The organism is Streptococcus sp. CL5.50 (assembly GCF_049738015.1).
In the GTDB taxonomy this organism is placed as follows: Bacteria; Bacillota; Bacilli; order Lactobacillales; family Streptococcaceae; genus Streptococcus; species Streptococcus mitis_CA.
In genome coordinates, this window is record NZ_JBKOTR010000003.1 from 130,258 (window position 1) to 142,822 (window position 12,565).

The following is a 12,565-nucleotide window of genomic DNA, read 5'->3' on the forward strand; positions in this document are numbered from 1 at the left end:
TCTACCTTTTTACTCATCTATTTAATACAATTTATGCTTTAAAAAGATTTCCTGTGAATCCATCAGTATTCTTAAGAAGTGCTTTAAAGACTTTTGATTTAAGCTCTACAGTTTTAGCTGTTCCTCCACCTGCTAGATCAGCCTCAACCGCCTTATCAAATAAGACTTTTAGCTCAGCATAATTAGTAATTTGTTTACCATCAATTTCAATTGCAGTAAATCCTTTGTCAGCTTTTGCTTTCACTTCTTGATAATAAGCTTTTTTCCATTCTTCAAGAGTACTAAATCTGTTATTAGAAACTTTCTTGATAATGAAGTCATCACCTAACATCTTATTATTTTCTTTATTAGCTGCATCTTGATACTTACTAGAAGCATATCCAACAAATCCATTCTCATATCCGAAGTAACCCCACATACGGAATGTATTGTGTTTAAAGGATGCCGCACCAGGAGCACCAGTACTTGTATTTCCACCATAGATACCAGTCATCATGTTCATATTGACATAAGCAGACCCAAAATCCGTTGGATTATAAGTACCATCACCAGGAGCACCATGTTTCGTCATTAGGTTATTAGTAATTAAATCATCAATAGTATTGATTGCTACTTTTTTCTCATCCTCTGTCAACTCACGAATTTTATCGAACTGATGACCTGAATTTCCACTACGATATTGTCGATCCATTTTCTTGAACCAGCGACTCGTATTTCCATTTAACTTCGGTAATACAGCATCAGCCTCAAGATGATCTAACATCATAAGAGCATCATTGTAGTTCTTCATATAGTGATCAATTTGTTCACGAGTCTGTAATTTTTCAGGATCTGGGTTATACCATTGATTTCCATCATTTTGACGATGATAAGCCATATTAATCCCTAATGCTCCATATTCACCATTTGAAGTTGATTTATCAGGCGTTTGTAACATACCCTGCGCGTACGCTTCAAGATCTGTACCTTGACGATGTCCATGACCACCAAGATATGCCATACGGTCATTTACGTGAGTTGTTTCATGTGTAAATGCTGAAATACCAAAGTCCTCTAACATATTTGTTACCATGAAGAAAACTTGTTCATCTTCATATGGTTTTGCATAGACTTTAGCCATCGCTCCCATATTCCAATTAATTTGATGCCATCTATCTGTTGGTCCAAATAACTCACGAATCGGTGTCGCTACCTTCCCATCTTTACCATATCCACGACGATTAGCATCCTTAATACCCGCATAAGCTTGATTATCCCATACAGGTGTAGGAACCATATTTTGGCTCTTAAGTAGTCTATCTCGAACATTCGGAAGTGCAAGACGTGACCAGAAGTCTAAGTATGTTTGTTGAGCTTTAGCTACATAATTAATACGTTCTTTGAACGCTTCACGTTCAGCTTCTGTATTTTTACCATATTTTTCAAATGAACTATAAGCCATAGTATTATAGGTTGAAATCATAAAGATATGTGCTTTCTTCAAGTTCAATAATGGTAAAATCATACGTGCATGCATATTATTATTCAGACCATCAAAGACACGATGACGTTTATTTTTTAAATCTGGATTTGTTGTTTCAGGTTCTACAACATAAACATTTTTCGCTGAGTGAATAAACCAGTCGTTAAGATCTGTATCATTTGTGAAGAGACGCATATTATAATCTAAGAAACTACGTAAATCACCTTTACCAGTGTCTCCTGCAATAATTTCACGGTATGCATCTTGAGTTCTATCACCCTTTAAGTTCTTTTCTTGCGAGCCAATTCGAATCAATCTGTCAATAACACTTGGTGTCTTACCATAGAAGTCTGGTTTAAACATCATCATATTCTTAATGTTCAAGTCACCATATTCAATTCCATAATAACGATTGAGGTAAGTAAGTGCCATCATAATTTTAGCTTTATTATCTTCTACTTTCTTAAGAAGTGCTTTTATGGCTGCCTCATCACCGTTTAATTGATGGTCTTCATTTTCAACAAGAGCTTTTACTAATTTATCAAGATTTCCTTTTACTTCTGCGAAACTTTCTTCTAAATATAATGCTCCAACATTACCTGTTATCGCACGAACTTCAGGAGATTCAAGAGTAATTGTATCTAATTTTGCTTTAATATCACTTAGTAATTGAGTACGGTCTTTAACCACCATATTTGGTGTGTAAACTACATCTCCTAAATCTGTAATACCATATTCTTTTACTTGTTCCACGTTTGATGTAGCCTTAGGTGACACAGCTTTTTCTTCTTTCGTACCATCAGCATAATGAATCATAATATGATCAACATCTGATAAGTCGGTCACAAATTGTCCATCTTTCATACCTGTAACAGATAATACTTCTGTATTCAGTAATTTAGAATCTGAAGGAATCTTGTTACCTTGATTTACAATCCATTCTTTATTGTAGAATGGTTGAAGTTTTTCGATGTTACGGTAAGCAAGCTCACGAGATGCATCATAATCTTGAGTAGATTTATAAGTGTCAACTTTTGATTCCTTATGATTTAACTTATCTACAAAATGTTCAGTTATTGTATATTCATGTGCAGTAATTCCCATTTTAGCAATTCTTGCATCAGCTTCTTCTTGGGAAACACCTTTCCAACGACTAGAACGAGAATAGGATTGTTTACCTTCACTTACACCATTAACGAATACATTATTATTTCGAACCCAGTTTGCACCAAAGTAATCATCATCCTCTGCATCACGAGAACCGTAAAGAATCTCACCGCCATTCTTCACCTTCATCATAGTAACGTTATTTTCAGCAAGTCCCCATGACCAGTTAGAATGAAGCAAACCACCTGTTTCAAGAGGTTCTTTCACATCAATTGTACCCTTGGCAACAGAGTTCTTCAAACGTCCCCATGCACTAACGTCTCTCGGATTATCACCGTGATTCAATTTAGCAACAAGTCCACCGACCTTAGCTTTATTCCCTTTAATATAGGCATCAATGTAAGAGTTATCTGTGTTACTTCTCCAGCTTTCGCTGACAAGTCCGCCAGACCACCATCCTGCGTTACCTACACTTGTAATATTGCCGATAAAGGCTACATTACGCATATTGGATTCATCCAGTTTATTGACCATACCCGTAACGTCATTGTTACCTACAACATTACCTGTTACTTTAATGTTTTCAATCGTTGACTTCTTAAACATCTCACCAAGCGGTGCTGTCTTGTTAGCCCAAGGCATATTGATATCAACATTACCTAGATTGAAGTCATGAATATGAGCGTTTTCAACTCGGTTGAATAGTGGACGCGCTAGGTTATGAATTGTAAAGCGGTTATCCCCATCACTAGACAACTTACCTTTAAACGTTCCTGTTACATACTGTTTACTTGGTGTTGGTACATTCACAGCGTTTAAGTCCGCACCAAGTTTAAACTCACCAGTTGGGTCTTTTTGCATATCCTCAATGAGTTCTTTAAAGTTGTAATAGACATTTCCGACTTTTGCTTTTTGCTTTTCAAAGTAATGTACATACTCTTCGCTTAGTGTATCATCAGCTCTACGTTGAACTAAGTCTGGAGCTTTTGCTACAACTTTGTACAATGTTTTGCCATCAACAACCACTTCTTCAACAGAACTTACTGCAAGTCTTGTTGTCTTATTATCATGCGTTGTTACACGTAAATATAATGGAGCAACATCTGTTGGCTTTTCAGTTAATAAGCTCTTATCTGTTTCTTTTCCTTCAGCATCTACACTCATCAAGCTTGTTTCTTTGATGTTCTTGATTTCAACTTTTTTGAGGTCTAACTGAATTTGTTTATCTTCTAATTTCTCAGTTTCTTCGCCTTCGCCTCGATCGTAGACCATCGTTGTGGATAGTGTATAGCCTTGATAATATTTCAAGTTGTCTAAAGTAGCTTGTAATTTATTTTCTTCTACTGTCACTTCTTTAACAACTTGTCCAGTCTTATCTTTCAGAGCTACTTTAATCGATTTGATTTCTACTCCAGCTGGTTTATTCAATGTATAACTAGCTGTAGCGCTCTTCTTCAAGACATCTTTATCTGTGTTAGCCCATTCTAAGGTTGGTTTTTCTAAACCTTTTGTACCTTTTTTGATAATCTCATCTTGAGGTGCTTGGAGAACTGTTTCTTCTACTGTTGGAGCTTCATTTGTTTTTTCTCCACGAATCGTTTTATAGGTTTCAGTAATTTGTTTCTTACCTTCTACACCTTTTTGAGCTACTTGTCTTGTTCCGCGTTTTAAAGTGTCATCTTCTTGTTCTTTGGTTTCAAAAGGAATGACTTCTTCTCTTATTTCAACTTTTGTTCCTTCAATTGGTTTTGTCCCTTTTTTAACTACTTTAGAAACGGCAGGAGTTTTCAATTCTGTCGTTGTAGATACGACTTTATCTGTTTCGACACCTTCCACTGTTTCATAAGTTGTTTTAGTAACTTGAACCCCTTTAGTACCTTGACGTTCAACTACTTCTTCATCCACATATTTTGTGTCATCAGGAACTACTTCTGTTGTGAAATCTAGTTCACTTTCAGTAGACTTCTCAACTGTACCTGTTGTTACTTTATATTCTGGGTTTGCAGGTTGCTCTGTAGCTTGTCCTTCTTTTCCTGTTTCTTGTGTTCCCTTAGTTGAAACTGCTTCTGTATATTCAGGAAGTTCTGGCTGTACTAAAGCTTGACCTTGTTTCTCATCTTCTTTTACTTCTTGAACACCTTTTGCTTCATGATATTCTTGATTTTCTGGTTGCGTCAGAGCTTGACCTGCTTTATCTTCTTCTTGGGTGCCTTTGACTTCAATTGGGGCTTCTGGTAATTCTGCTTGCGTTAAGGCTTGACCCTCTTTGCCTGCCTCTTGAGTACCTTTAGCTACTTGGTGACTTGGTTCTGATTGCGGTACTGGAGTTGGGGCAGGTTGCACTTCTTTCTTAGTTCCGACTGCAATGACTTGCGACACAGGATTTTGGACTACTTGATCTTCGATGACTTCTCTAACTTCTTGACCATTGACCACCGAAACTTTGGTTACAAGACGACGCTGACCATTTACTCCGGCTGTGACAATACGAGTCTGTCCTTCTACTAGATTCGCATCTGGACTTGTGACTGTTTCAAAAGGAATCTCCACCAAGCTCTCTTCCTGTCTTGTCTGAGGTTTTTCAGAAACTGGTTTTTCTTCAACCTCAGGAGCAACTGGAGTCTCTACTACAGGTTTTTCAACGACAGTTTCCAGAGCAACAGCATGTCTTTCTTGAACGACTTCTGTTTTCTCGATTTCTTTTGAACTTTGATTTTCTACTGGCAACTGAGGCTTCTCAGCTGAAGCTGGTCTTGATGGATGGAGTTCTGCCTCCTTGAAGTAGCCGATGTACTCATAACCATCAATGTGGATAATCCCTTCAGCCAAGCCTTCATGTGTAGAGGCTGAAATAGTTTGGTTATAAGAAAGTAATTCCTTATTTTCAAACGCAAATGTCCCATAAGGTACAAAAGTGCTGGCTCCTAAAGAACCAATCAAGAGAACACCTAGAACTTCTCTACGACCTTTTTTAGACACCAAAAAGACTGCTAGAGAAGCTGTTGCCAAGCCAAGGCCTGCTAGAGCTAGCTCCTTACTTCCTGTGTATGGAAGTTGTTGACTGTTAGTTGCCTTCTTACGATAAACCACATAAAGAATATCATCATCTTGAAATTCTGTAGGAACTTCATGATGAATCAGAGCTTTTTCAGACTCAGTCAATTCCTGCTCTGCCAAATAACGGTAATGAACGCTATGAGCACCACCAACTTCATTGGCTTGCACCTTGTCTACTGAAAGGGTACTTGCACCAAAAAGGAAGGCCCCGATGGCTACAGGACCTACCCCAACAGTTAGCTTACGAATTGAATATTTGGTGATTTTTTCTAGTTGTTGTTTTGTTTTTCTCATTCTCACGACTTTCTAATAGAATCTTGCGGATAGTGCGCACGCGCACCTCCGATTAATTTTGGACGACTAGCCAGCGCCGTTACGTGGGCATGCCCAATCTCTCTCAAAAGAGGGCGAATCGGAACCTGAACATGCTTGACATGCATGCCAATTGCAGTGTCTCCGATATCCAATCCAGCATGAGCCTTGATAAATTCGACCTCAACTGGATCTTGCATAAACTTGAAGGCTGCCAACTGACCTGACCCTCCTGCATGAAGGGTAGGAAGGACACTGACGATTTCCAGACCAAACTGCTCTGCCACCTGACGTTCAACGACGAGGGCCCGATTGACATGTTCACAACCTTGAACGGCTAGATGAATTCCTTTTTCCTCTAGGATATCTAGGATGGTTTTCACAATGATTTCGCCAATTTCTTGGCTGGATTCCTTGCCAATCTGACCACCTATCACTTCACTAGAAGAAAGGCCCAAAACAAAGATAGATCCTTGCTTCAAATTGGCCTTTTCTAATACATCTTTTACAATCTGGCTTGTTTCTCTTTGAATGTCTTTTTCCTTCATACTTGATACCTCTTTTGTCATTATCTATCATATCGTTTTTTCTACGTTTTAGCAAGATAGACAACCTAGAAAGCTTGCCCAATTATGCATAAAACTCCCAGAATTGACTGGGAGTTAGCTAGTTTCTATTCTATTTATGTATATTTCTACTATCGTTCCTTTTGAGGGAATAGAATCGATCTTCATTTGGTAATCTTCTCCAAAATGAAGTTTGAGCCGTTGATCAACATTTTGAAGACCAACCCCCCCACGTTTGAGTTGACTTTGACTACTATCGCCAGCATCTTGGAAACCAACCCCATCATCCTCAATGCGGATGACTAGTCCTGAATCCTGTTTCTGAACAGAAACTCTGATATGTCCCTGACCTTCTTTTTCCTTAATGCCATGGTAAAGAGCATTTTCTACTAAGGGTTGTAACACCAGCTTGGGCAAAACTAGCTTATCAAAGGCAGGATTTTCATCAATATCATATTCCAGCTTATCTCCATAGCGTTGTTTCTGGATAAAGAGGTACTGGCGGACATGGTTGATTTCGTCAGACAGGGAAATCAAGTCCTTGCCTTGATTGAGCGCCAAGCGAAAGTAGGTCGCTAAGGACTTGGTCACCTGCACCACACGCTGACTATCCTGAAATTCAGCCATCCAAATGATGGTGTCCAAGGTATTATAAAGGAAATGCGGATTAATCTGGCTCGACAAGGCTTGAAGTTCATACTGACGGGTTGTTTCTTCCTGCCTGCGAATAGCTGCCATCAACTGATCAATCTGATCCAACATAGCATTGAACTGGCGAGTCACTTCTCTCAGTTCATGGGCACCAGTTTCCTTGGCACGAAGATTCTGATTACCAGAAGCAATCTCCAGCATAGTTTCTCTCAAATCCTTCAAGGGAGCAATCCAACGTTTGAGACTGAACCACACCAAGCAGAGACAGGCAAGAAGAGATGTGACACTAGCCCCAAGCAAGGTCCACATGAGTTGACTCCGAACCTGATCTAACTTCTCCAACGAAGACACACCCAGAACCGTCCAATCAGTTCCAGCAATCTTTTCTTGACTGACATAGGATTGGTGGTCTGGAGTATAACCCTGCCCTGTCTCAATATAGGGGTTCATGGCCTCCATTTCGCTAGACGAACTATAAACTGTATGTTGAGGATGATAAACAAATTCATGGTTTTCATTGATGATAAAGGCAAAGCCCTGCTGACCCAACTGAAGTTGGTTAAGATAGGCTTCCAGAGTTTCATAAGAAATATCCAAACGAAGCACGCCAAGATTGGCTCCCTTTGCATCAACAAGTTCCTGAGTGACAGAAATGACCCACTGACTATCTGATTTACGAGCTGGGGTTAAAACTGGCTTAGCTCCCTGATGAATGGCCTTTTGGTACCAGTCCTCAGCCATCATATCTGAGGAAGTTTTCATCTGCACACTGTCATCTGTAGAAATGACCTGACCGGATTTGGTCACCAGCACAACAGTTTTCAAATCCTGATCTGCCTTTAAGATGGTTAAAAACAAATCTCGAATTCCCTTGACCTTGTCTTGACTGGGATTCTCAGCATAGGCTAGGACAGCCGTCTGCTGGGTCAAACTGGTAGAGGTGGTTTCTAATTTTTTGATATAAGACTGGATAAAGTGGCTAGTTTGACTGATAGTCGTTTGGCTATTGCCCTCAATGCTAGCCTCAATGGCTGAAGAACTAGATTGATAGTAGAAAGTCCCAACCAGAGCTAGGAGAATGAGAAAGACCAGAAAGATAGAAATAACCATTCTGACTAGGAGAGAAGAACGCTTCATCGACCTTCCCCCTTCTTAAACTGACGAGGTGTCACACCTGCAATCTGTTTAAAACGTTGGGTGAAATAGTTCATATCTTCAAAGCCAACCTTTTCGGCTATCTCGTAAATCTTCAGATCTGTAGTTAAAAGCAAGAGCTTGGCTTGTTTGACACGTTCTCGCACCAGATAATCCTGAAAAGGCAGGCCTAACTCTTTCTTAATCAAAGAACTCAGATAAGTCGGGCTAAAACCCAAGTCACTGGCCAAAGATTTTAAACTAAACTGGTTATCAGCCAGATGGGACTGGATTTTCTGAGCCATATTTCCCTCAAACTTATCGGTCAATAAATCTTGTAACTGCTCTTCCTTTTCTTCCTTATCCAACTTTTGCTTGATTTTCCCCAACATTTCCTCAATATCCTGACGAGAAAAGGGCTTGAGCAGGTAGTCATCCACACCGAGTTTGACAGCAGACAAGGCATAATCAAAATCATCGTAGCCTGTTAAAAAAACTAGATGAACCTGAGGATAGGTTTCTCGAACCAGACTGGCCAACTGGATGCCATTTAGCTGAGGCATGTTGATATCGGTTAAAATGATATCTGGAACTTGTTGTTGAATCAAGTCCCAAGCCTGCCTTCCATTTTCAGCCTGACCGATGATTTCCATATCGTAGGCTGCTACATTGACCAGCTTGGTCAAGCCTTGTCTTATCAGATATTCATCTTCTACGATTAAGATTGTATAGGTCATGCTTCTCTCCTTTGTCACTTACTAGTATCAGTATAGCAAAATTCTCCTCTAACTGCTTAGGAAAGCCCTCTTCAATGAAAATCAAAAAGCAAACTAGGAAGCTAGCAGCAGGCTGCTCAAAGTACAGCTTAGAGGTTGCAGATAAAACTGACGAAGTCAGCTCAAAACACTGTTTTGAGGTTGCGGATAGAACTGACGAAGTCAGTAACCCTAGATACGGTAAGGCGACGCTGACGTGGTTTGAAGAGATTTTCGAAGAGTATTAATCAACATAATCTAGTAAATAAGCGTAGCCTTTTTCTTCCATTTGGTCTTTGGGAATAAATCGGATAGAGAGACTATTAATACAGTAGCGCAAGCCACCCTTATCCTGAGGCCCATCTGTAAAGACATGGCCAAGGTGAGAATCTCCAACTCGGCTCCGTACTTCCATGCGTGTCATATTGTAAGACTTATCTTCTTTGTAAGTAGCAACATCTGGACTGATTGGTTGGGTGAAACTAGGCCATCCGCAACCAGACTCAAACTTGTCCTTTGATGAAAAGAGGGGTTCGCCAGTTGCCACATCCACATAGATACCGGATTCAAATTTATCCCAGTAGCGGTTTGAAAAAGCTCGTTCTGTTTGATTTTTCTGGGTGACTGCATACTCCTCAGGTGACAAGGTCTTTTTCAATTCTTCATCGCTTGGTTTGGGATATTTGCTGGCATCGATGACGGGGTAGGCTGCCTGATTGACATTGATATGGCAGTAGCCATTTGGATTTTTCTTGAGATAGTCTTGGTGGTAATCCTCGGCCACCACGAAATTCTGCAAAGCCTCCTTTTCAACTGCTAGAGGTTGATCGTATTTCTTAGCCACCTCATCAAAGACTTGGTTAATCACCTCTAAATCTTTGTCATCTGTGTAATAAACACCAGTACGGTACTGGGTACCCACATCATTTCCTTGTTTATTTTTGCTGGTTGGATTAATGATGCGGAAGTAATGAAGCAGGATTTCTTTAAGAGAAATTTGATTAGCATCATAGGTGACATGAACAGTCTCCGCATGACCTGTTTGGTTAATCAATTCGTACTTGGTTGTTTCCCCTCTACCATTTGCATAGCCTGAAACGGCATCTGTCACTCCGGGAACGCGTGAGAAGTATTCCTCCACTCCCCAGAAACAACCTCCAGCCAGATAAATTTCGTGCAAGTCTGCATCTTTACTCACTTCTGTTTTTTTCACTGTTTTTCCTCCTTGGCTAACTGATGCTTTCTCAATTTGCGAGCTATCTGTCTGCCCTATATTTCGCATCAATAGAAAATAGAAACCGCTTATGGCTAGGAAAAAGATTCCTGCCAAGACAAACAATTTTACTTTATCATTCATGACCTTTCTCTACCCCATTTCTTTCAATGTTTTTAAAATCATATCCTTATCCATAAAACCTGGTTGCGTTTTGACTAGCTTACCTTCCCTGTCTATAAAGGCTTGAGTTGGGTAAGAACGGACACCATAACTTTCCAAAAGTTTGCCTGATGGGTCAATTAGAACTGGGAAATTTTTATAATCCAAGCCCTTGTACCAGTTCTTAAAGTCTGCTTCAGCTTGTTCCCCCTTGTGTCCAGGAGACACCACTGTCAAGACCACATAGTCATCACCAGCATCCTTAGCAATTTCATCCGTATCTGGAAGACTGGCTAGACAGATGGAACACCAAGACGCCCAGAATTTGAGATAGACTTTCTTGCCCTTGTAATCAGATAAACGGTAAGTCTTGCCATCTACTCCCGTCAGTTCAAAATCAGCAACCGCCTGACCTTTAGTCGCAGTTTGCGAACTAACTTGTTCTGTTTTTGTTTGCTCCTTCATAGTAGATTCGTCTGACATATTTTTAGCCGAACAGGCTGCCAAGCAACAGATTGATCCTACTCCAAGGAGACATGTTTGCCATTTTTTCATTTCTTTTTCCTCTCTATTCAAATAATGTAGTCAAAATGGAAGCATTTCCCAAAAGCACCAAGATTCCCATCACGATAATGAGGAAACCACCTACTTTTTTGAGGGTTCCGAGGTAGGGATGAAGTTTTCGGAAATGTTTCAAAACATAGCTGGAGGCTAGAGCTAGAACCAAAAATGGTAGCGCTAGACCCAGCGTATAAATTAACATGAGACCAGCTCCCTGCCAAGCACCTGAACCACCTGAAGCTGCTAAAGCCAAAACAGAGCCAAGAACCGGCCCAACACAAGGCGTCCAAGCAAAACTAAAGGTCAACCCCAGTAAAAATGCCTGACTATAGCCCTTACCCTTTTGTACCTGTCTCTTTAATTGTATCCTTCTTTCCTTGTAGAGTCCCTGAAAATGTAAGACTTCCATCTGGTGCAAGCCCAAGAGAATGATAACCGCACCCGTCACATACTGAAACCAAGAAGCATAAAGCAAATTGCCTAAAAAACCAGCTCCATAGCCTAGTAAGATAAAAACAAAGGATATCCCTGCAATAAAGGCCAGAGTTCGCAATAAACTAACAAGTGAGATTGAACATTTGCCACTAGAAACCTGAGCACCATCTTTATCATCCAGTAGTACCCCTGCATAGACCGGTAACAAGGGTAAGATACAAGGAGAAAAGAAGGAAAGAATTCCAGCAAGAAAAACACTGATAAAAAAGATTATATTATCCATTGCCTTCCTCCATTCTTTGATTTGATAGGACTATTATAGCCTCAAAATTCCAGAAAAAATAGGGATAATGATAGGGAAAAATAGGAATTTAATCAGGTTATGTAAAAAATGTTGCAAAAAAAGCCAGACAAAGTCTGACTTTGATGGAAACTGAAAAGAAAATTCACTATTCTTACCTACTTATCTGATAATAAATAAGGTCCACAAGATAGCCTTTTCTCTCTACACCATTGGTAATAGTCTTGAGATAGGACATTCCAGCCTTCTCCATGACACGACCTGAAGCTGGATTAAGACTAGCATATCGTGCTCTGACATCTTGAAAACCTGCTTGAGTAAAACAAAAGTCCAAGACAGCTTTCAAAGCCTCTGTCATCATACCATGACCCCAGTATTTCTTGCCTAGCACATAGCCAATTTCACAAGAAGAATCATTCTCATCTATTGCAACGATGCTGATATCTCCTATCACCTGCTCTGGCTTTTCTTTGAGACAAATGGCCCATTTGTAATAGTTGGGATTAGCATAGGAAACAACCCAATTTCGGATCGAGTTTCGAGTCACCTCGACATCAGAATGAGGATCCCAGGTGACGTAGGTTAGATTCTCAGCGGATGAAGCCCAATTCTGAAACATGGCTTCTGCATCACTTTCCACAAATCTTCTCAAAATCAAACGTTCTGTCTGTAACATTTGCGTACCGATAGATTTCATTACGCTACCTCACTTTCTGATAGATGATTCTCTGCCCAACCTCAATTTAAATTTACTTTGCTTTTTAATTTCAAGGTAATAAGCTAAAAAGGTCTCTCGGACCTTCTTCGCTTACCTGTTTCCATGCTCGGGGTAAGAACCTCCACTGGAGG

9 protein-coding genes are annotated in these 12,565 nt (G+C 40.0%); 1 reads left to right on the forward strand and 8 read right to left on the reverse strand.

Annotated features, from left to right (window positions below):
• Nucleotides 1-31: 31 nt before the first annotated feature.
• The 4 genes from ACLNCV_RS03070 to ACLNCV_RS03085 all read right to left on the reverse strand — a co-directional run bounded on the left by ACLNCV_RS03070 (nt 32) and on the right by ACLNCV_RS03085 (nt 9,026).
• Nucleotides 32-5,920, reverse strand: a complete 5,889-nt coding sequence (locus ACLNCV_RS03070; RefSeq protein WP_424844845.1) for a ZmpA/ZmpB/ZmpC family metallo-endopeptidase — start codon at nt 5,918-5,920, stop codon at nt 32-34.
• A 2-nt stretch (nt 5,921-5,922) separates the two neighbouring features.
• Nucleotides 5,923-6,486 (reverse strand): TIGR01440 family protein, encoded by a 564-nt coding sequence (locus ACLNCV_RS03075; RefSeq protein WP_000659517.1) that lies wholly within the window; start codon nt 6,484-6,486, stop codon nt 5,923-5,925.
• Between the two features lie 114 nt (nt 6,487-6,600).
• Nucleotides 6,601-8,292 carry a cache domain-containing sensor histidine kinase gene (locus ACLNCV_RS03080; protein ID WP_424844846.1) on the reverse strand — a complete coding sequence of 564 codons (1,692 nt, stop codon included), beginning with the start codon at nt 8,290-8,292 and terminating at the stop codon, nt 6,601-6,603.
• Entirely contained in the window at nt 8,289-9,026 is a 738-nt protein-coding gene (locus ACLNCV_RS03085) for a response regulator transcription factor (RefSeq protein WP_424844847.1), read from the reverse strand. Before ACLNCV_RS03085 ends, ACLNCV_RS03080 begins: the two co-directional genes overlap by 4 nt.
• 74 nt (nt 9,027-9,100) lie before the next feature.
• On the opposite strand from ACLNCV_RS03085, the gene ACLNCV_RS03090 reads away from it, so the two are divergent.
• Nucleotides 9,101-9,292 (forward strand): hypothetical protein, encoded by a 192-nt coding sequence (locus tag ACLNCV_RS03090; RefSeq protein ID WP_261240992.1) that lies wholly within the window; start codon nt 9,101-9,103, stop codon nt 9,290-9,292.
• Here ACLNCV_RS03090 and msrB read toward each other — a convergent pair.
• The 4 genes from msrB to ACLNCV_RS03110 form a co-directional block, all read right to left on the reverse strand.
• A complete protein-coding gene (msrB, locus tag ACLNCV_RS03095) occupies nt 9,289-10,401 on the reverse strand; it encodes a peptide-methionine (R)-S-oxide reductase MsrB (protein ID WP_261240995.1) in 1,113 nt (370 codons plus the stop codon). The genes ACLNCV_RS03090 and msrB overlap by 4 nt on opposite strands.
• A gap of 9 nt (nt 10,402-10,410) precedes the next feature.
• Nucleotides 10,411-10,974 carry a redoxin family protein gene (locus ACLNCV_RS03100; RefSeq protein WP_261240997.1) on the reverse strand — a complete coding sequence of 188 codons (564 nt, stop codon included), beginning with the start codon at nt 10,972-10,974 and terminating at the stop codon, nt 10,411-10,413.
• Between the two features lie 13 nt (nt 10,975-10,987).
• Entirely contained in the window at nt 10,988-11,698 is a 711-nt protein-coding gene (gene ccdA2, locus ACLNCV_RS03105) for a thiol-disulfide oxidoreductase-associated membrane protein CcdA2 (RefSeq protein WP_064276520.1), read from the reverse strand.
• Nucleotides 11,699-11,870: 172 nt separating this feature from the next.
• Nucleotides 11,871-12,413: a GNAT family N-acetyltransferase gene (locus tag ACLNCV_RS03110; RefSeq protein WP_424844848.1), complete on the reverse strand. Its 543-nt coding sequence runs from the start codon at nt 12,411-12,413 to the stop codon at nt 11,871-11,873.
• Nucleotides 12,414-12,565: the final 152 nt, after the last annotated feature.